The 18,784-nt window shown below is 70.5% G+C and carries 18 protein-coding genes; 11 read left to right on the top strand and 7 right to left on the bottom strand.

Translation table 11 applies throughout. The features are described from left to right. Positions 1-76 precede the first annotated feature (76 nt). The 3 genes from VZQ01_RS16090 to VZQ01_RS16100 are packed head-to-tail and all read left to right on the top strand — an operon-like array spanning position 77 to position 3,708. Positions 77-757, top strand: a complete 681-nt coding sequence (locus VZQ01_RS16090; RefSeq protein WP_426748286.1) for a TetR/AcrR family transcriptional regulator — start codon at positions 77-79, stop codon at positions 755-757. 32 nt (positions 758-789) lie between these two features. Beyond that, positions 790-2,244: an aldehyde dehydrogenase family protein gene (locus VZQ01_RS16095; protein WP_223749178.1), complete on the top strand. Its 1,455-nt coding sequence runs from the start codon at positions 790-792 to the stop codon at positions 2,242-2,244. A gap of 24 nt (positions 2,245-2,268) precedes the next feature. Continuing rightward, entirely contained in the window at positions 2,269-3,708 is a 1,440-nt protein-coding gene (locus VZQ01_RS16100; protein WP_426748287.1) for an aldehyde dehydrogenase family protein, read from the top strand. A 24-nt stretch (positions 3,709-3,732) separates the two neighbouring features. Here the strand turns inward: VZQ01_RS16100 and VZQ01_RS16105 are convergent, their stop codons facing one another. After that, positions 3,733-5,355 carry an ABC-F family ATP-binding cassette domain-containing protein gene (locus VZQ01_RS16105; protein ID WP_223749176.1) on the bottom strand — a complete coding sequence of 541 codons (1,623 nt, stop codon included), beginning with the start codon at positions 5,353-5,355 and terminating at the stop codon, positions 3,733-3,735. Positions 5,356-5,616: 261 nt separating this feature from the next. Here VZQ01_RS16105 and VZQ01_RS16110 point away from each other — a divergent pair, with 261 nt between their 5' ends. Continuing rightward, positions 5,617-6,396 (top strand): hypothetical protein, encoded by a 780-nt coding sequence (locus tag VZQ01_RS16110; protein ID WP_426748288.1) that lies wholly within the window; start codon positions 5,617-5,619, stop codon positions 6,394-6,396. Between the two features lie 54 nt (positions 6,397-6,450). Here VZQ01_RS16110 and VZQ01_RS16115 read toward each other — a convergent pair whose 3' ends face one another. Continuing rightward, the gene (locus tag VZQ01_RS16115; RefSeq protein WP_426748289.1) at positions 6,451-7,506 is read right to left on the bottom strand and encodes a zinc-binding dehydrogenase; all 1,056 of its coding nucleotides are present in this window, start codon (positions 7,504-7,506) and stop codon (positions 6,451-6,453) included. Positions 7,507-7,715: 209 nt separating this feature from the next. On the opposite strand from VZQ01_RS16115, the gene VZQ01_RS16120 reads away from it, so the two are divergent. Continuing rightward, on the top strand, positions 7,716-8,255 hold the full coding sequence (locus tag VZQ01_RS16120; RefSeq protein ID WP_426748290.1) for a hypothetical protein: 540 nt from the start codon (positions 7,716-7,718) through the stop codon (positions 8,253-8,255). Between the two features lie 56 nt (positions 8,256-8,311). Here VZQ01_RS16120 and VZQ01_RS16125 read toward each other — a convergent pair whose 3' ends face one another. Further along, positions 8,312-8,734, bottom strand: a complete 423-nt coding sequence (locus VZQ01_RS16125; protein WP_408888257.1) for a hypothetical protein — start codon at positions 8,732-8,734, stop codon at positions 8,312-8,314. 219 nt (positions 8,735-8,953) lie between these two features. Between VZQ01_RS16125 and VZQ01_RS16130 the strand changes: the two genes are divergently transcribed. The 3 genes from VZQ01_RS16130 (at position 8,954) to VZQ01_RS16140 (ending at position 11,865) form a co-directional block, all read left to right on the top strand. Then, positions 8,954-9,913 (top strand): helix-turn-helix domain-containing protein, encoded by a 960-nt coding sequence (locus VZQ01_RS16130; RefSeq protein WP_426748291.1) that lies wholly within the window; start codon positions 8,954-8,956, stop codon positions 9,911-9,913. Positions 9,914-10,135: 222 nt separating this feature from the next. Next, entirely contained in the window at positions 10,136-10,762 is a 627-nt protein-coding gene (locus tag VZQ01_RS16135) for a phenylalanine--tRNA ligase beta subunit-related protein (RefSeq protein WP_408888259.1), read from the top strand. Next, positions 10,708-11,865: a phosphotransferase gene (locus VZQ01_RS16140; protein WP_426748292.1), complete on the top strand. Its 1,158-nt coding sequence runs from the start codon at positions 10,708-10,710 to the stop codon at positions 11,863-11,865. Before VZQ01_RS16135 ends, VZQ01_RS16140 begins: the two co-directional genes overlap by 55 nt. 19 nt (positions 11,866-11,884) lie before the next feature. Here the strand turns inward: VZQ01_RS16140 and VZQ01_RS16145 are convergent, their stop codons facing one another. Beyond that, positions 11,885-12,712, bottom strand: coding sequence for a glycosyltransferase (locus VZQ01_RS16145; RefSeq protein ID WP_426748294.1), 828 nt, complete (start codon positions 12,710-12,712; stop codon positions 11,885-11,887). Positions 12,713-12,873: 161 nt separating this feature from the next. After that, complete coding sequence (locus VZQ01_RS16150; protein WP_267698272.1) at positions 12,874-13,890, bottom strand: zinc-dependent alcohol dehydrogenase family protein; 1,017 nt, start codon at positions 13,888-13,890, stop codon at positions 12,874-12,876. A gap of 122 nt (positions 13,891-14,012) precedes the next feature. On the opposite strand from VZQ01_RS16150, the gene VZQ01_RS16155 reads away from it, so the two are divergent. Next, positions 14,013-14,972 carry a LysR family transcriptional regulator gene (locus tag VZQ01_RS16155; protein ID WP_426748295.1) on the top strand — a complete coding sequence of 320 codons (960 nt, stop codon included), beginning with the start codon at positions 14,013-14,015 and terminating at the stop codon, positions 14,970-14,972. A gap of 143 nt (positions 14,973-15,115) precedes the next feature. On the opposite strand, the gene VZQ01_RS16160 is transcribed toward VZQ01_RS16155, so the two are convergent. Then, complete coding sequence (locus VZQ01_RS16160) at positions 15,116-16,093, bottom strand: GlxA family transcriptional regulator (protein ID WP_426748296.1); 978 nt, start codon at positions 16,091-16,093, stop codon at positions 15,116-15,118. 77 nt (positions 16,094-16,170) lie between these two features. Here VZQ01_RS16160 and VZQ01_RS16165 point away from each other — a divergent pair, with 77 nt between their 5' ends. Continuing rightward, the gene (locus tag VZQ01_RS16165) at positions 16,171-16,758 is read left to right on the top strand and encodes a cysteine hydrolase family protein (protein ID WP_426748297.1); all 588 of its coding nucleotides are present in this window, start codon (positions 16,171-16,173) and stop codon (positions 16,756-16,758) included. A 2-nt stretch (positions 16,759-16,760) separates the two neighbouring features. On the opposite strand, the gene VZQ01_RS16170 is transcribed toward VZQ01_RS16165, so the two are convergent. Then, the gene (locus VZQ01_RS16170; RefSeq protein WP_426748298.1) at positions 16,761-17,246 is read right to left on the bottom strand and encodes a gluconokinase; all 486 of its coding nucleotides are present in this window, start codon (positions 17,244-17,246) and stop codon (positions 16,761-16,763) included. Positions 17,247-17,549: 303 nt separating this feature from the next. Here VZQ01_RS16170 and VZQ01_RS16175 point away from each other — a divergent pair, with 303 nt between their 5' ends. Then, on the top strand, positions 17,550-18,611 hold the full coding sequence (locus VZQ01_RS16175) for a DNA ligase (RefSeq protein ID WP_223749160.1): 1,062 nt from the start codon (positions 17,550-17,552) through the stop codon (positions 18,609-18,611). Positions 18,612-18,784 lie beyond the last annotated feature (173 nt).

Genomic DNA, 18,784 nt, shown 5'->3' on the forward strand with positions numbered 1-18,784 from the left:
ACACTCCAGGTGCCGGCCAGCGGAAATGACCTTTGGTCACTTGACGGATGACCTGAGGTCACCTACCACTGAGGGCATGGTCAGCGATTCCGGGGAGCAGGCGGGGCGGGTGGCACCCAAGCGCGCGCGCAAGGACGAGGACAAGGAGGCGCGCAGGCGGGTGCTGCTGGACGAGGCGCTCGCACTCTATCAGGCGACCTCGTACTCCGAGGTGAAGATGGCGGACGTGGCCGAGCGGGCCCATCTGGCCAAGGGGACGGTGTTCCTCTACTTCCCGACCAAGGAGGCGCTGTTCCTCGCGCTCCTGGAGGACCTGCTCTTCGCCTGGTTCGCCCGGCTGGAGGCGAGGCTGGGCACGGTGGAGGGGGCGTGGACGGGGCCGTGGCTGGCGCGCGCGGTGGCCGAGTCGCTGGAGCCGGAGCTGTCGCTGACGCGGCTGCTCGCGATGCTGCAGACGGTGCTGGAGCAGAACGTCTCCGTGGAGCAGGCGCGCCGGTTCAAGGAGCGGCTGTTGGAGGCGATGGCGCGCACGGGCGCGCTCCTCGAGTCGCGGCTGTCCTTCCTGCAGCCGGGTGAGGGCGCCCGCGTGCTCGTGCACCTGCACGCGCTGGTGACGGGCCTGCGGCAGATGGCGGACGTGGCGCCCGTGGCGCGCGAGGTGCTCGCCCTGCCGCACATGGCTCCCCTGCGCATCGACTTCACCGCCGAGCTGACGGCGGCGCTCACCACCCTCTTGCGCGGGCTCGAGGCCCGCTGAAGCACCCACCGGATTTCATCGAGGAGCCAACCATGCTGGAGCTCGTCCCCGTTTCCACCGAGTCCAAACCCCAGGCCGACGTCGCGCGCCTGCAGGCCGCGTTCGACTCGCTGCGCGCCAACCGCTGGGCCCTGTCGCGCACCACCGCGGCCGAGCGCGTCGCGAAGCTCAAGCGACTGCGCGAGGCCATCATCGCCCGCCGCGACGAGCTGGCCGAGGCCATCCACCAGGACTTCCGCAAGCCCGCGCTGGAAGTGGAGCTGACGGAGATCCACCCCACGCTGGAGGAGCTGAACCACACGGTGAAGCACCTGTCGTCGTGGATGAAGCCCACGCGCGTGGGCACGCCCATGCTGCTCGCGGGCTCGTCGGCGCACGTGCGCTACGAGGCGCGCGGCGTGGTGCTGGTGCTCTCGCCCTGGAACTATCCCTTCCAGCTCTTGATGGCGCCGCTCATCGCCGCCATCGCCGCGGGCAACGCCGTGCTGTGCAAGCCCAGCGAGAAGACGCCGCACACCGCGCGGTTCCTGGCGCGGCTGGTGCGCGACGTGTTCCCCGAGAACGAGGTGGCGCTGTTCGAGGGCGGCGCGGAGACGGCGGAGGCGCTCTTGCGGCTGCCGTTCGACCACTTCTTCTTCACGGGCAACCCGCGCATCGGCCGCAAGGTGATGGAGGCCGCGGCGCAGCACCTGGCCAGCGTGACGCTGGAGCTGGGCGGCAAGTCGCCCGCCATCATCGACGAGTCCGCGGACGTGCAGGCCGCGGCGGAGCGGCTGACCTGGGGCAAGTTCCTCAACAGCGGCCAGACGTGCGTGGCCCCCGACTACATCTTCGTGCACGAGTCGAAGAAGCAGCAGTTCGTGGACGCGGTGAAGGCGGTCATCACGCGCTTCTACGGTGAGACGGAGGAGGCCCGGCAGGCGAGCCCCGACTTCGCCCGGCTGGTGGAGCCGGCGGCGTGGCGGCGGGTGAAGGACCTGGTGGACCGCACCGTGGCGGCGGGCGCGAAGGTGGAGATGGGCGGGGTGGCGGACGGGCCCTCGCGCTACATCTCGCCCACCGTGCTGACGGGCGTGACGCCGGACATGCCCATCATGGAGGGCGAAATCTTCGGACCGGTGATGCCGGTGATGACGTTCCGCTCGCGGGACGAGGTGTACGCGCACATCCAGCGGGGGGAGAAGCCGCTGGCGCTCTACGTCTTCAGCCAGGACAAGCGGGCCATCGAGGACGTGTTCCGCAACACGACGTCCGGCGGCGCGGTGGTGAACAACGTCCTCATCCACGTGGCGAACCCGAACCTGCCCTTCGGCGGGGTGGGCATGAGTGGCCTGGGGCACTACCACGGCGTCTACGGCTTCCGGACCTTCAGCCATGAGCGGGCCGTGTCGGTTCAATGGATGAAGTCGCTCGCGTCGGTGTTCTTCCCGCCGTACCGCGGAAAGGCCCAGGACTGGGCCTCCCGCGCGACGCGGTTGTTGGAATAGGGCAGCCAGCCTCGAGGAGCCGGGATGCGCGTGGTGAAACAGGAGGAGGAGCTGGTGCCCCAGGGCCTGCGGGAGGCGTTCGAGCGCCTGCGGGCCCGCCGCTGGGAGGTGGGCAGGCGCGGCCCCGGTGAGCGGCTCGCCCGCCTGGAGAAGCTCAAGGCCCTCATCCTGGAGCGGCGCGAGGCGCTGGCCCAGGCGCTCCACGCGGACTTCCGCAAGCCGGCCGCGGAGGTGGAGTCGACGGAGGTGCTGCCCGTGCTCATGGAGTTGGAGCACGTGCGCAAGCACCTCAAGGGGTGGATGAAGCCGCGCAAGGTGACGACGCCGCTGGTGCTCACCGGCACCTCCAGCCACGTGCGCTACGAGCCGCGCGGCGTGGTGCTGGTGATGGCGCCGTGGAACTACCCGTTCAACCTGCTGGTGGCGCCGCTGGTGGACGCGGTGGCGGCGGGCAACACCGTGCTCTGCAAGCCCAGCGAGAAGACGCCGAACACCTCGCGCTTCCTGGCGCAGCTCGTGCGCGACACGTTCCCCGAGGACGAGGTCCACGTGGTGGAGGGCGGCACGGAGGTGGGCGAGGCGCTCTTGCGGCTGCCGTTCGACCACTTCTTCTTCACCGGAGGGCCCCGGGTGGGGCGGCGGGTGATGGAGGCGGCGGCGCGGCACCTGGCGGGCGTGACGTTGGAGCTGGGCGGCAAGTCACCGGCCATCCTCGACACGTCCGCGGACCTGGAGGCGGCGGCGGAGCGGGTGGCGTGGGGCAAGTTCCTCAACGGCGGCCAGACGTGCATCGCGCCGGACCATGTCTGGGTGCATGCGTCGCAGGAGGAGGCGTTCCTGGCCGCGCTGAAGGCGGCGGTGGAGCGCTTCTACGGACGCTCCGAGGAGGCGCGCCGGGCGAGCGCGGACTTCTGCCGGATGGTGGATGACGGCGCCTTCGCGCGGGTGCGCGGGCTGCTGGACCGCACGGTGGCGCAGGGCGCGCGGGTGGTGGTGGGCGGCGGCGTGGACGCGCAGACGCGCTTCATCGCGCCGACGGTGGTGGCGGACGTGACGCCGGACGCGCCGCTGATGGAGGAGGAGATCTTCGGGCCGGTGTTGCCGGTGCTCCGGTACGAGTCGCTCGACGAGGTGGTGGCGCACGTGCGCGCGGGCGGCAAGCCGCTGGCGCTCTACGTGTTCAGCCAGGACGACGCGGCGGTGGAGCGGCTCATCCAGGAGACGAGCGCGGGCGGCACGTGCGTCAACACGGTGGTGTTGCACAACGTGAACCCGCACCTGCCCTTCGGGGGCGTGGGCCCCAGCGGGCTGGGCGCGTACCACGGCGAGGCGGGCTTCAAGGCCTTCAGCCACGAGCGCGCGGTGCTGCGGCAGGGGCGCACGTCGCTGGCGCACCTGTTCTTCCCGCCGTACACGGGCAAGGCGCGCAAGCTGGCGCGACTGGCGAGCCGGCTGTTCGAGTAGCCGGCCCGCCGTCTCACGGGTGCCTCAGGTGCGCAGGCCAGGGGCCTCGTGGCCGGTGCGCGCGACGTACTCGGTGTAGCCGCCGCCGTACTGGTGGATGCCCTCGGGCGTCAGCTCCAGCACGCGGTTGGACAGCGCGCCGAGGAAGTGCCGGTCGTGCGAGACGAAGAGCATGGTGCCCTCGTAGCGGGAGAGCGCCGTGATGAGCATCTCCTTCGTCGCCATGTCCAGGTGGTTGGTGGGCTCGTCGAGCACCAGGAAGTTGGGCGGGTCGAAGAGCATCTTCGCCATGACCAGACGCGCCTTCTCTCCACCGGAGAGCACGCGGCACTTCTTCTCCACCTCGTCGCCGGAGAAGCCGAAGCAGCCGGCCAGCGCGCGCAGCGAGCCCTGACCGGCGCGGGGGAACGCGTCCTCCAGCGACTGGAACACGGTGCGCTCGCCGTCGAGCAGGTCCATGGCGTGCTGGGCGAAGTAGCCGAGCTTCACGCTGCCGCCCATGGCCACGGTGCCCTGGTCCGGCGTGGTGGAGCCGACCACGAGCTTGAGCAGCGTGGACTTGCCCGCGCCGTTGATGCCCATGACGCACCAGCGCTCGCCGCGGCGCACGAGGAAGTCCATGCCATCGTAGATGCGCTTCTTGCCGTAGGCCTTGTGCACGGCCTTGAGGCTCACCACGTCGTCACCGGAGCGCGGGGCGGGCTGGAACTCGAAGAGGACCGTCTGGCGGCGCTTGGGGGGCTCCACCTTTTCAATCTTCTCCAGCTTCTTCACGCGGCTCTGCACCTGGGCGGCGTGGGAGGCGCGGGCCTTGAAGCGCTCGATGAACTTCAGCTCCTTGGCGAGCATGGCCTGCTGGCGCTCGTACTGGGCCTGCTGCTGCTTCTCGTTCTGGGCGCGCTGCTGCTCGTAGAAGTCGTAGTTGCCCGAGTAGGTGGTGAGCGTGCCGCCGTCGATCTCCACCATCTTGGTGACGATGCGGTTCATGAACTCGCGGTCGTGCGAGGTCATCAGGAGGCCGCCCTCGTAGCCCTTGAGGAAGCCCTCGAGCCAGATGAGGCTCTCCAGGTCCAGGTGGTTGCTCGGCTCGTCGAGGAGCATCGCGTCCGGGCGCATGAGGAGGATGCGGGCGAGCGCCACGCGCATCTTCCAACCGCCGGACAGGGCGCCGACGTCGCCGTCCATCATCTCCTCGCTGAAGCCCAGGCCCGCGAGAATCTCGCGCGCGCGGCCCTCGAGGGCGTAGCCGCCCAGCTCCTCGAAGCGTCCCTGGACCAGGCCGTAGCGCTCGACGAGCTTCTCCATCTCGTCGGCCTTGTCGGGGTCGGCGAGGTCGGCCTCGAGCTGCTTGAGCTCGGCGGACACGGTGCTCACGGGGCCGGCGCCATCCATGACCTCGGAGACGGCGCTGCGGCCCGACATCTCACCGACGTCCTGGCTGAAGTAGCCGATGGTGACGCCGCGGTCGACGGCCACCTGGCCCTCGTCGGGGTGTTCCTGGTCGGTGATCATCCGGAACAGCGTGGACTTGCCGGCGCCGTTGGGGCCGACGAGGCCGACCTTCTCCCCCTTGTGGAGAGCGGCCGAGGCCTCGATGAAGAGAATCTGCTGGCCGTGCTGCTTGCTGATGTTGTCGAGACGAATCATGTGCGTAGGGGGTGCCCGGAGAAAGCGGGCGCGGCGCCCTTATGCCATGGGGGACGCCAGAGGAGGACTGTTCCGAACCTCCGGCAATCGCTTCCCATGCCCGAGGGCGGCCAGCCAGGGTGGCGCACGCCCCCGGGCCGGGAGGGAGACCTACATGGGGCGGGGGCCGCGTTCCGCCGTGAGCGGATTCGCAGGCTCGCATCCTGGGTTCGCGGCGGAGGGCCGGGTCCACTAACCTCGGGCCTGATTGGGAGGGAGTCGATGCGCGACACGCGACGTTGGCGGACACGCTCCGCGACCCCGGAGGATGTACTGGCGTTGCTGCGCGCGAAGCTCGCGCACGACGCCGCGCTGGATGCGAGCGTGGAGGAGGACCCGCCCCTCGACTTCGAGACGCCACTGTCCCATTGGGAAGCAGCCCTGGATGCTGGGTTCCGGGACTTCTGGCTCGGATGGAAGCCGCTCGCGGCCTGGCTCCAGTCGTGGCTGTACGTCGAGGTTCCACCGCATGCGCTCGACGCCGCCCTGCGCGCGCATCGCGCGCCGACGATGGGACATCTGTGTGAGTTCCTCGCGCCGCGGCTGCGGCTGCCCGTCCTCGAGCCCCTGCGCGTGGCGGGGACGTCCTGCCTGACGGCGGGTGCCTTCATCACCTTGCGGACCGCGCTGCTGGGCGCGGGGCTCCCCGTCGCAAGAGCGCGCCCGTCCACACCCCTGTCCTTCCAGAGCTGGCAACAGCTGGCGACGTTCCAGGACGTCGTGGGGCTGCTTTCACCCCGGGCGCTCCCTCGCGTCGAAATCCCGTCCACGCCCTTTCGCAGGGCGAGCCTCGGGCTCTTCGTCCTGGCGCTCGTGAGCACCGCCGCGGGCTACCGCCTGGGCTCCATGCCCCTGTTCGTCGGTGGGATGTCGGCGCTGTTGGGGGTCATCATCGCGGCGTGGCTGAGGCCGGGCCCCGCGCCCGGCACGGCGCGCTTCCCCGGAGTCACGACGCTCGGAGACGTGGCCCGCCTCCTCGCCGCGTCCGACAGCACGCGGTGAGCACCGCGTGACGCTCGATGGGACCCGAGCACTCGCGTGCCCGGGTCCTCAGGCTCACGGCGTGATGACGAGCCGGATGGGGTTGCCCTCCTTGCTCACCAGCCGCTCCACGCCCTTGGCCACGTCCTCGAGCGGCAGCGTCGCCGTCACCGAGCGCGACACGTCCAGGCGCTTGCCGCCCACCAGCGTCACCAGTTGGTCCAGGTGCTTCTTCTCGTAGCCCAGGTGCCCGAGCAGCGCCTGCGAGCGCACGCCGAAGTTCACCCCCGCGCCCAGCTGGATGGGCTCCGGCGACAGGCCCACCATCACCGCGCGCCCGTGCCGCCCGAGGCTCATCGACGCCTGCGCGAGCACCGCGTTCGCGCCCACCAGGTCCACCGCCACATCCAGCCCCATGCCGTTCGTGTGCTGGAGAACCTGTTTGCGCACGTCCGGCGCGCGCGGGTCCAACGCCACGTCCGCGCCGAACTCCAGCGCCCGCTTCCGCGCCGCCTCGTTCGTGTCGAACGCGAGAATCGGCGTCGCCCCCATCATCCGCGCAATCTGCACCGCGTGGACTCCCAGCCCACCGATGCCCCACAGGCCCACCGACTGCGCGGGCCGCAGCTGCGCGGTCTCCACCAGCCCCGCGTACGGCGTCGCCACCGCGTCCGCGAGAATCGCCGCCTGCTCGAACGGCAGATGGTCCGGAATCGCAGACAGCACGAAGTAAGGCACCACCACGTACTCCGCCCACGCACCGTCGTAGTGGAAGCCCATGATGTGGAAGTCCAGGCACTCCGCCGGTTGCCCGTTGGAGCACCTCGCGCAACGTCCACACGGCTTGCCGCCCGCCATGGCCACGCGCTGCCCCGCCGTCCAGCGCGGCACCCCCACCCCCACCGCGTCGATGACTCCCGAGGACTCGTGCCCCGGCGTCACCACCGGCAGCGGCGACTGCAACGAGCCATCCAGCAGATGCGCGTCCGACAGACAGATGCCGCACGCCTTCACCTGGACTCGCACCTCACCGGGACCGGGCTGCGGCACCGGAACCGTGGTCACCGTCAGCGTCTTCGTCGCCGTATCGAAGCGCGCCGCCCGCATCGTCCGCTGGTTCGCGTCTGCCATCGATTCGCTCCTCTGCGCCACGCCTCGGCCACACACACGCGCGCGCTCAAGCTCGCAAGGCGCCGAACCTAACACGCGAGATTCATCCGCTTCGCCCTGTGCGGGCCAATGGAGTGTGAGCACACAATTCCACGCTCACGCCGCGCGAGGAGCAACTCACGCGAGACCCTCTCCCCTCGTCGTGCGTTCCGAAGTAGAGCGAGGCCGACATGAACCTGAGCGCGACGAAGCAGGTCATCGAACACCTGGTGCAACACGGCGGACGCGGCAAGGGCTGGTTCCACCAGCACCAGGACCCGCGTCCCCTCGATGCTCAGTCCATCAACGCGCTCACCCTCCCGGACGCGCGTCCACTCCCACCCAGCCTCCGCGAGTGGCTCGCCTTCGATGCGAGCTGGTTTCGCCTGGCGAAAGGCACCCCACCCGAGCTGGAGGTCCGACCGCTGCGGGACATCCTCACCGGTTGGTCCCGGGCCATGACCAAGAACGCACCGGCGGCGGAGTCCTTCACGGAGGAGCAGCTGGTCCAGGCCTGGGTGGACCTGCTGCCCGACCCCACCATGGCGAACGCGCTCGCCCTGGAGTTCTTGCCCTCGGGGAGCCAGGAGCACCTGCTGCTCTTCCACAAAGCGAACCGTCGCGGCGAGTACCCCGTCCTCGGCTGCCACAACCGCTTCGAGTTCTGGCTCAAGTACAAGAGCTTCGGCGACTACCTGTCCCACTACTTCGGACTGTCCGAACCCGACTGAGCGGCCCGACAGCCGCGCCCCTCCGGCACAGGACGGGCGCGGCTCGGGACGATGGGTCAGAAGCAGTCGTTGCCCGGATACGGCGGGCCGAAGCCGTCGATCACGCTCTCGACGATGTAGTAGCTCACCGGGCCGTAATAGCTCGCGTCGCCGTAGCAGGTCTTGATGTCCACGCGAGAGAAGGGACTGCCCGAGCGATACAGCACGCCGTCGAGGTAGACGGCGAGCCCGGGGCTGTACGTCCCGTACGTGCCCTCCACGGTCAAGTAGCCGTCGAAGATGTTGTTGCAGAAGGACTTGATGCCGGAGCCGTCGTGGCAATCGAAGTACTCCTTGACGAAGGCCGGCCCGAAGCCGGAGCGCTGGTACACGCGCTTGCCATTGACGTAGATCTGCGTCAGCGAGCTCTGGGTGTCCTGCGCCGACCAATAGCTCACCAGCGCGTCCGTGTCGGCGAACGGCCCATCATGCTGCGCCATGGCGGGGGTCGCGACGGCCAACGAAAGCACAAACGCTGCGAGGAACTGCTTCATGAAGACTCTCCTTGAGAGGAACCGAGCATCGGTGTCGGTCGGAGGCAGGTATAGGGAATGGGCGGCAGGGGGGCTCGGCCGAGGGTGCACGGGGATTCGGCCGTGGGCGCTGGGAGTGTCGGAGGTGGGTGGGAGGATGCGTGCCACGACATCTGGGGGCGGCACTTGCGCACAGTCTTCTCGACGGACGGGGTCTCCGAGCAGCAGCGGCATGAGTACTGGCAGGAATTGGCGAGCAAGGTGCTCCTGGGACTGAGGACGGAGCACAAGTCCTCCTCCAGTCCCTTCTTCGGGCGGCTCGACCATCACGACGCAGGACCGCTGGGCGTGACGTACCTGCACTCCTCGGCCCAGAGCGTCTATCGGGGGGAGCCGGAGATCGCCCGTGCCCCACGCGAGTGCTACTACCTCTGCATGCAGGTGGAGGGCGTCTGCCGACTGCGCCAGGGACGCGAGGAGCGGTACTCCCACCCCGGTGACGTGGAGCTCTTCGATGGGACCCGACCGGGAGAGCTCTCGTTCGACGCGGACTACCGCCGCATCGTCATCGTGGCGCCCTACTCCACGCTGCGGCCTCGGCTCTCACGTCCGGATGACCTGGTGGGCAGCGTGCTCCATACCCAAGAGGGCGTCGGGGCCCTGGTCTCCGCCTACCTGCGCGCCTTCGCGGTGAACCAGCTCGCCGAGCCCGTCGCGGGCTCCGTCTCGGACAACCTGCTCGAGCTGCTCGCCCTGGCCTTCAACACCCAGGGCCGGACCCTCCAGACCAACGCCGCGAGCGTGCGAGAGGCCCGGCGACATGCCCTCCGCCTCTATGTCGAGCGTCACCTCGCGGAGCCCTCGCTGAGTCCGGCGACGGCCGCCGCCCACTTCCGCATGTCCACGCGCTATCTGCATGGGCTGTTCGCGGAAGGCGGCGAGAGCTTCATGCGCCAGGTCCTCTCGCGCCGCCTGGAGCGCTGCCGCCAGGCGCTCGAGGACCCCGACATGGACGCGCGCGGCATCGCGGACATCGCCTTCAGCTGGGGCTTCGTCGACCTGACGCACTTCGGCCGCGCGTTCAAGAAGGCCTACGGCATGACGCCCCGGGATTGGCGCCACGAACAAGCCCAACGGCACTCGTGACACTGTGCCCCGGAGGCGGGCGCTCCACAGTGAAGTCCGCGACGTTCCGCCAACAAGGGGCCCCGCGAGTGCCCCACGCCACGAGCAGCCTCCCGCGGCGCGCTGCACGCCGGGGCGGACACGGGCCTCCCGCGAGCAGCCGCTGTCCTCGATGAGCAGCGTCTTTCGCCCCACGCATCGACGCCCAGCACGGGACGGCCGGGTGGCGTAGAGTGGCCCGCCGTGCTGACCGTCGACCCGCATCCGTCCCTGGACACGCTGAGCTTCACCACCACCTTCCCCGCGTCGCTGGGCGCGTCGCCCTCGCCGCAGTGGCTGGTGGCGCTGCTGAGGTCGGACGCGGCCGCGCCGCTCTCCAGCGACGACACCGTGCGCGGCGCCGTGCGCGACATGCTCCGCCACGGCGGCTACAAGCCCACGGGCCGGGGCAAGCCCGCCTCCGAGTACCTGGTGCGCGCCGCGGGGGATGGCTCGCTCGGCAGCATCAACACGGCCGTGGATGCGTGCAACGCGGTGTCGCTGCACAGCGGGCTGCCCATCAGCGTCGTGGACCTGGACCGCGCCACCCAGCCGTTCCGCGTCGGCATCGCGCCCGAGGGCGCGCAGTATGTCTTCAATGCCTCCGGCCAGAGCATCGACCTCGCGGGCCTCTTGTGCCTCTTCGACGCCGAGGGCCCGTGCGCCAACGCCGTGAAGGACGCGCAGCGCACCAAGACCAACGCGGACACCCGCCGCACGCTCACCGTACTCTGGGGCGCCAAGGCCCTGGGAGACCGCACCGCGCGGGCCTTCGCGTGGTACCGCGAGCTGCTGGAGAGAGCTGGCGCCACCGTGGAGCGACTCCCCTGAGCGCCCTGGACCTGGCGCGGCTGCTCGCCGATGGCGCGCGCTCGCTCTCCGCGGCCTGGGGACGCCCCGTGCTGCTGACCGAGCCCCAGGTCCTGCGGACCCAGTCGCGCTGCCACGTCGTGCGCGCCCGCGTGCGCGGCGGAGACGTCACCAGCGTCGTGCTCAAGCACTTCCATCAGGACCTGGTGCTCGGGCTGGATGAGTGGGCGGGGCTGGAGCTGCTCGGCCGGCACAACCTCACCATCGCCCCGGGCCTCATCGCGGGCAGCGTCGACTCGCGGCTGCTCGTGCTCCAGGACCTGGGCCTCGGCCCCACGCTGGAGGACCTGCTCCAGGGGGACGACCCGGAGGCGGCCATCGGCGGGCTGCTCGCCGTGGCCCGCCTCACCGGGCAGCTCCACGCGCGGACCTGGGGCCTGCATGGGGACTTCGACATGCTCCGCCATGCGCTGAGCCCTCGCCCCGGGCGCGTGCGCATCGAGAACGCGCGCTATCTGCTGGAGCACGTGGACCGGCTGCGACGGTGGACGGACGCGGTCGACGCGGAGCTGGAGCCGGGGACGCAGGAGGACCTGGAGCACGTGGCGCGCGAGCTGGCCGAGCCCGGTCCGTTCCTCGCGCTCACGCATGGGGACATGGCCCCGGGCAACACGTTGTTCACCGCCAGCGGCCCGCGGCTGCTCGACTTCGAGTACTGCGGCATGCGCCACGCGCTGTACGACGCGCTGATGTGGCTGCTGGTGGTGCCGCTGCCCGAGGAGCTCATCGCGCGCGCGGACGTCACGTACCGCATCACCCTGGCGCCCTCGTGCGAGGCGGCGCGCATCGACGCGACATGGCTGCGCGCCCGCGCGCTGCTCGCCACCGCGCGCACGGTGAACATGTTCCAGTGGCTATCGCCGCGAGCGCTGGAGCGGGACAGGGAGTGGGCGCCCGGGTTCTCCGAGCGCGCCGCCCTCTTGCGTCACCTCGCTCGCGCCCGGGCGCTGCGGGAGGACGTGGACCCGATTCCCGCCCTGTCGCGCACCCTGGATGCGCTCGAGGAGCGCCTGGCGGAGCGCTGGGCCGGGACCGGCTCGTTCACCTGGCCCGCGTTCCGGTAGGCGCGCGCCACCTCGGGTGTCATGGGGTCAGCCGCAGGGCGTGAACCCGCTGGAACAGCTCGCCGAAGCGTCGCTCCTTGAAGGCCTGGACCAGCTCGGGATGGCGGCCCTGCTTCAGCTCGCACAGGTAGCGGTACTTCGCCACGTGGTATCCGGCCACCACCCAGGCGAGCTTCAGCGCCCTCCATCCGCCGCGCCACAGCGCTCCATGCAGCAGGCCATCTCGCAGGAGGTGCGCGGGGCGCTGGAGCGACGCGGGCTTGGACGTGCGCCCTTCCACGAACGCCATCACCGCCCAGAGCAGCGCGTAGCGGTGCTCCTTGGCGGAGCGCAGGGAGACGGACGTGGCGAACCGGTGCTCGATGAACGCCTGGAGCCGCTGTGCACGTCGGCGAGGCAGCGCTTCATGGACAATCATCTCCGGACGCCAGGCGGCCACCTCCCTGCGCAGGAGGCGCGAGCGCCAGTGCGTGCGGTACAGGAAGCGCTGACCGTCGACCTCGGCCCAGTCGCGCAAGGGCAGACGGTAGACGGCCTCGCGCGGGTGGCTCTCCCTCCAGCCGACGATGGCTCGCACGGCGTCTGCGTCCAGGTGCTCGTCCGAGTCCAGGAAGAAGACGTAATCGGAGGGCCTCAGCGAGGCGACGGCCGCGGCCCGGGCGGCGCCATATCCCTCCCAGGCCATCGACACGGACCTCACCCCCATGCGCCGGGAGATGTCCGAGGAACCGTCCGTGGACATGGAGTCCACGGCCACGACGTCGTCACAGACAGCCAGCAGGCTCTCCAGGCACCGGGGCAGCGTGTCCTGATTGTTTCCATGAATGACGAATCCGGCGAGTCTCACGAACCCACCACCTCTCATGCGGCCAACCTCTCGCCCCCGGCCGGCAGAGTCCCCGAACTCTACCTGCGTCCAGCGCGTGAAGGGAAAGGGGTGAGGCCGACGAACTGCATCGTGAGCAACGATTCATCGGCATGAGGCCCTCCCGGGCCCTGGCCTCCGGCTCACTCGCGGACGCGGATGACCAGCTTGCCGAACGGCCCCCGGTCCAGGTGCGCCAGGGCCTGGGGGAAGTCGCGCAGCGGGTACGTCGCGTCGATGACGGGCGCCACGCGCAGCGTGTCCACCGCTCGGACCAGGTCCTCGAGTCCCCGGCGGTGTCCCACGAGCACGCCCTGGATGATGCCGTGGCTCCGGAGCAGCGGGAGCGCGGGGAAGCGCATGTCGAAGCCCTCCAGCACGCCGATGAGCGAGATGCGTCCGCCTGACGCGAGGGCGCTGGCGGAGCGCCCCAGGTTGTCGCCGCCCACCAACTCCAGCACCTGGTCCGCGCCACGTCCGCTCGTCAGCTCCAGCACCTCCTTCTCCCAGTCGGGGGTGCGGCGACGATGGATGCCATGGGCCGCGCCCAGCGTCTTCGCGCGAGCCAGCTTCTCGTCGTCTCCCGAGGTGACGATGACGCGCGCGCCGAGCGCGGAGGCGAGCTGCACGGCGAACAGCGACACGCCCCCGGTGCCTTGCGTCACCACCGTCTGTCCGGGCCTGAGCGCGCCTTGCTCCACGAGCGCCGTCCATGCGGTGAGCCCCGCGCAGGGCAGCGTGCTGGCCTGGGCATCATCGAGCGTCCTGGGCGCGGCGACGAGCCAGCCCTCGGGCATCACGACGTACTCGGACAACACGCCGGGGACGCTCCCTCCCAGGGCTCGCGGTGCGCGAGGAGGTGGGCCGTCCACCCAGTCCGTGTTGAAGGCCGCGAGCACGCGCTCGCCCACCCGGACCCGCGAGACACCCGCGCCGGTGGCCACCACCTCCCCCGCCATGTCGGAGGTGGGAACGAAGGGCCACGGCACGTCGGAGTATCCGCCTGCGTCCAGGAAGAGCTTCTCGCGGTAGTTGAGGGACACCGCGGACACGCGCACCAGGGCCTCGCCCGCGCCGGGCTGGGGAATGGGCACGCTCGCCAGTTGCAGGTTCACGCGGCCCGGCTTGCGCAGCTCCCACCGCTTCATCACGCCATCCATCGTTGCTGTCTCCAGGGTCATGCCATTCGAGGGCCTGGGGGATATACGGGGGAGGGCAGGTCCCCAGTGGAGAGCTTTGGAGGCTTCACTGGAGACAGGAATTCGCCAATGGGAGGCGTGTCGTGACGGACCGGCTGAGTGGAGTGCTGACCTTCGTGCAGGCCGCGGAGGCGGGGAGCTTCGCGCTCGCGGCGAAGCGGCTGGGGTTGTCGCGGTCGGCGGTGGGCAAGAGCATCGCGCGGCTGGAGGAGCGGTTGGGGGCGCGGCTGTTCCTGCGCACCACGCGCAAGCAGGGGCTCACCGAGGACGGACAGGTCTTCTACGAGCGGTGCGTGCGGGCGCTGGCGGAGTTGGAGGCGGCGGAGGCGGAGCTGGACTCGGGGCATCGCGCGCCCACGGGGCGGCTGCGGGTGACGGCCTCGGTGCTGTTCGGTCGTCACTGCGTGGCGCCGCTGCTGGGGGAGCTGGCGCGACAGCATCCGGGGCTCGAGGTGGAGCTGTCCGTGAGCGACCGGGTGGTGGACCTCATCGAGGAGGGGTTCGACCTGGCGATTCGAGTCGCGCCCTTGTCGGACCATGCGGGACTGACGGCGCGGCGACTGGGCGTGCAGAACATGGTGGTCTGCGCGTCACCCGCGTATCTGGCGCGACGTGGTCGACCCAAGTCCCTCGAGGATTTGGGGAAGCATGAGGCCGTGCTCTACGGACGACAGGGGACAACCAAGCCCTGGCGGTTCCCGGACCCACGGGGAGGTGAGCGGCTGGTGTCGATGCGAGGGCGACTGCGCTTCGATGACCTGGAAGCCATCGCCGACGAGGCGGTGAGGGGCGCGGGGCTCGCGTGGCTGCCCTGCTGGCTGGTCGCGCCGCGATTGAGCAAGGGAGAGCTGACGCTGTTGCTTCAGGAAGAGGGACGACACGGGAATGAAGTCTTCGCCGTGTGGCCGCAGAACAAGCACCTGCCCTCGAAGGTCCGCGCGGCCATCGACCTGCTCGCCGCGCGCATCCCCGAGATTCTGTCCGCCGGAGAGGCCCGTGGGAAACGGCGCTCGAGAGCGACGCAACGACCACCTCGACCGTGAGCCATGCGCGCACGGTGCGCATCGAGCACCCAAGATACGAGCGCCCCCATCAGGGAACGAGGCTGGAGGCAGCGCGACATGCACGAACATTCAAATGATTTGAATGTTCCGTCCATTCTTGAGGGTAGCCCGCGTGTCGCGGCTCACCGCAGCGCGAACCGTCTTCTGTACGCATCCGGGGTCAGCCCCGTGCGCGCCTTGAACCGTCGCCGGAACGACGTGGTGTCCGCGTAGCCCACGGCCTGCGAGATGTCCTCCACGGTGCGCGGGCTCGTCTCCAGCATCCGCCGGGCCGCCTCGACGCGCAGGCGTTGGACGTAGTCCAGCGGCGTGTCCCCCGTCGCCTTCTGGAAGCGCCTCAGCAGCGTCCTCGCGCCCAGGCTCGCGGCCTCCGCCGCCTCCGCCAGCGTCACCGGGCCCTGGTAGTGCGCCTCCAGCCACTCCTGCGCGCGCAGCACCGCCGCGTCCCCGTGGTCCCTCGGTGCCGAGTGCACCGCGTACGGCCCCTGCAACCTGCGCCCCGGCTCCACCAACAACATCTTCGCGCACAACGCCGCCAGCTCCGGTGACGCCTGCTTCGCCACCAGATGCAGACACAGGTCCAGATACGCGGTGATTCCTCCCGCCGTGAGCACGTCGTCCTGGTCCACCAACAACAGCTCCGGCTTGAGCCTCACCCCCGGATAGCTCGCCGCGAAGCGCTGCGCCAACCCCCAGTGCGTCGTCGCCTCGCGCCCCTCCAACAACCCCGTCTCCGCCAACACGAACGCACCCGCGCACACCGCCGCCAGCTTCGCCCCTCTCGCATGCTGCGCCTTCAACCACCGCGTCAGCACCCGCTCCCCCAACACCTCCTCCAATCCACCCACCATCGCCGGAACCAACACCACGTCGAAGCGCTCCGCCGGCTCCGGCACCCGCGCCGCCATCAACTCCAGCCCGTGGAAGCTCCTCGCGGGCCGCCCACCCGGCGACACCAGCTCCGCCACGAACGGCTCCGACATCCCCACGTCCCGGCTCAACAGGTTCGCCATCGCGAACACGTCCAGCGGCCCCATCACGCTGGAGGCCACACACCCCTCCAGCGACAACACCGCGATTCGTGTGGGAGACGACGCCATGGCCGCTTGTCGTTTTCCGCCCGGATTTTGTCAATCCAGGCACTCGTCGCGTGCATCCCGTCTGGTTATTCCATCCCATGAAGCCCCACCCCATGGAGGACCCCTTGGACCCCACCACCGCCCTGCTGCTCATCGACATCCAGAACGACTACTTCCCCGGCGGCCGCGCCGAGCTGGACCGCGCCGACGCCGCCGCCACCCAGGCCCGCGCGGCCCTCGACCACTTCCGCCAGCACCGCCTGCCCGTCATCCACGTCCGCCACATCTCCGCGCAGCCCGGCGCCACCTTCTTCCTCCCCAACACCCCGGGCTCGGAGACCCACCCCCTCGTCGCGCCCCGCCCCGACGAGCGCATCATCCTCAAGCACTACCCCAACAGCTTCCGCGAGACGGACCTCCAGAAGCAGCTGGGCGCGCTCGGAATCAAGCACCTCGTGGTGACCGGCATGATGACCCTCATGTGCGTGGACGCCACCGTGCGCGCCGCCGCGGACCTCGGCTACTCCGTCACCGTGCTCCACGACGCCTGCGCCGCCCGCGCCCTCGAGCTCAATGGTGTGAGCGTGCCCGCGCCCCAGGTCCACGCCGCGTTCCTCGCCGCGCTCGGCATGGCCTACGCGAAGCTGGAGGGCACGTCCGACTTCCTCGCCCGCGCGGGGCGCTGACGTCAGAGCTTCAGGCCCTCACGGATGCGCGCGACGACTTCCTCCGGCGGCACCGAGACGTCCACCGGCAGCGCCTGCTCGGGCACCTCCAGCGTCGCCAGCTGGCTGGCCAACAGCTCCGGCGGCATGAAGTGCCCGTGCCGCTGCGCGAGCCTGTGCGCCAGCACCTCGCGCGGCGCATGCAGGAACACCCACCGCGTTCGCGCCGGGTCCACCTCCAGCCGCTCGCGGTAGGAGCGCTTGAGCGCGGACGAGGCCAGCACCACGTCCTCACCGCGCGCCAGCGAGCGCTCCAGCTCACCACGCACGTCCGCCAACCAGGGCCAGCGGTCCTCGTCCGTCAGCGGGATGCCCGCCGCCATCTTCGCCACGTTGGCGGCCGAGTGCAGGTCGTCCGTGTCGAGGAAGCGCCAGCCCAGGCTCTGGGCCAGCGCGCGCCCCACCGTCGACTTGCCGGCGCCCGAGACGCCCATGACGATGACCACCATCCCGTGACGCCTCCTCGATGAAACGTGGACCTCCGGACATGGTGCGACGCCTGCCGCCCGTCCGCCACTGCCTCGCGCGTCGAATGACCACCTCTCCACGTCCCGCGGGCCCCTCACGCGCGACACCGGGCCGCCCGCCTGCCCCCGTGGCGCCCCGTCGAACTCCGGATACCCGTCCAACGTCGCGGGTCCAGCGCGCGGAACACGGCGCCACACCGCCACCGTGCTTGGGAAACGTCAGACCCCAGGGGTACGATTCTCCTCACGGTCGCCGCGAGGACACGCGGCACGGAGGGGATATCAGTGGCGGACCTCGCGGACGGTGAGCAGGCGGAGATGAAGGGCTCGGGCGCCAAGCCCTACATCCTCAAGAACACCGGAGGTGTCTACTCGTGTTCCTGTCCCGCGTGGCGCAACCAGTCCATCGGCATCGAGCGGCGCACCTGCAAGCACCTGCGCAAGCTGCGCGGTGAGGACGCCGAAGCCGCCCGCGTCGGCGGCGCCGAGGCCCTCCCCAAGGCCACCCGCGTCAAGACGGCGAAGGAGTCCGAGTCCGGCGAGGACGCCACCGAGAAGGCCCCGCCGCTGCTGCTCGCCCATCCGTGGGAGAACGACGTGGACCTCACCGACTGGTGGATGAGCGAGAAGCTCGACGGCGTGCGCGCGTACTGGGACGGCAAGCGCTTCTGGTCGCGCCTGGGCAACGAGTTCTTCGCGCCGGACTGGTTCACCGCGGGCCTGCCGGACTTCCCGCTGGACGGAGAGCTGTTCGGTGGCCGCAAGCGCTTCCAGCGCACGGTGAGCGTGGTGCGCCGGCAGGACAAGAGCCAGGACTGGAAGGAGCTGCTCTTCGTGGTGTTCGACGCCCCGAGCGTGGACGCGGCCTTCGAGCAGCGGCTGGAGCACTGTCGCAAGTGGGTGGATGACACGAAGCCCGGGTACGCGCGGTGGCATCCGCACGAGCGCTGCCAGGGCACGGCGCACCTGCGCGCGGAGCTGGAGCGGGTGGAGGGCCTGGGCGGCGAGGGACTGATGCTGCGGCAGCCGGGCTCACGCTACGAGGTGGGCCGCTCGCACACGCTGTTGAAGGTGAAGAGCTTCAAGGATGACGAGGCCGTGGTGATTGGCCACGTCGCGGGCGCGGGCCGGCACAAGGGGCGGCTGGGCGCCCTCGAGGTGGAGCTGCGCAACGGCAAGCGCTTCAGCGTGGGCACGGGCTTCTCCGACGCGGAGCGCGCCTCGCCGCCGGCCCTCGGCACGCTCATCACGTTCCGCTACCAGGAGCTGTCCAACGACGGCGTGCCGCGCTTCCCCTCGTACATCGGCGTGCGCATCGACGCGGCGCCCTTCAAGGCGAAGGGCTGAGCGCCGCCCGCACCGACGGGAGGCTTTCCACGGGGTGACAGGGCCCACGCGGGCCCTGTCCGCTCGCGGATAGGCGGAGCGGCCCCCAGGGGCGAGCCTCCGGAGGAGGACCGGTGCGCAGGGCCCCCGGTTCATAGGGTGGCGGCGCCCGAGGGCGCGCGAGCGGCCCGGGC

The organism is Myxococcus faecalis (genome assembly GCF_050039385.1).
GTDB lineage: Bacteria > Myxococcota > Myxococcia > Myxococcales > Myxococcaceae > Myxococcus > Myxococcus fulvus.

Coding starts and splice junctions, on each gene's coding strand:
- VZQ01_RS16150 (WP_267698272.1), bottom strand. CDS start 13,890: ATGGATGGCGTGATGAAGCGGTGGGAGCTGCGCAAGCCGGGCCGCGTG.
- VZQ01_RS16120 (WP_426748290.1), top strand. CDS start 7,716: ATGAACCTGAGCGCGACGAAGCAGGTCATCGAACACCTGGTGCAACAC.
- VZQ01_RS16100 (WP_426748287.1), top strand. CDS start 2,269: ATGCGCGTGGTGAAACAGGAGGAGGAGCTGGTGCCCCAGGGCCTGCGG.
- VZQ01_RS16095 (WP_223749178.1), top strand. CDS start 790: ATGCTGGAGCTCGTCCCCGTTTCCACCGAGTCCAAACCCCAGGCCGAC.
- VZQ01_RS16125 (WP_408888257.1), bottom strand. CDS start 8,734: ATGGCGCAGCATGATGGGCCGTTCGCCGACACGGACGCGCTGGTGAGC.
- VZQ01_RS16090 (WP_426748286.1), top strand. CDS start 77: ATGGTCAGCGATTCCGGGGAGCAGGCGGGGCGGGTGGCACCCAAGCGC.
- VZQ01_RS16160 (WP_426748296.1), bottom strand. CDS start 16,093: ATGGCGTCGTCTCCCACACGAATCGCGGTGTTGTCGCTGGAGGGGTGT.
- VZQ01_RS16110 (WP_426748288.1), top strand. CDS start 5,617: ATGCGCGACACGCGACGTTGGCGGACACGCTCCGCGACCCCGGAGGAT.
- VZQ01_RS16170 (WP_426748298.1), bottom strand. CDS start 17,246: ATGGTGGTCATCGTCATGGGCGTCTCGGGCGCCGGCAAGTCGACGGTG.
- VZQ01_RS16115 (WP_426748289.1), bottom strand. CDS start 7,506: ATGGCAGACGCGAACCAGCGGACGATGCGGGCGGCGCGCTTCGATACG.
- VZQ01_RS16165 (WP_426748297.1), top strand. CDS start 16,171: ATGAAGCCCCACCCCATGGAGGACCCCTTGGACCCCACCACCGCCCTG.
- VZQ01_RS16105 (WP_223749176.1), bottom strand. CDS start 5,355: ATGATTCGTCTCGACAACATCAGCAAGCAGCACGGCCAGCAGATTCTC.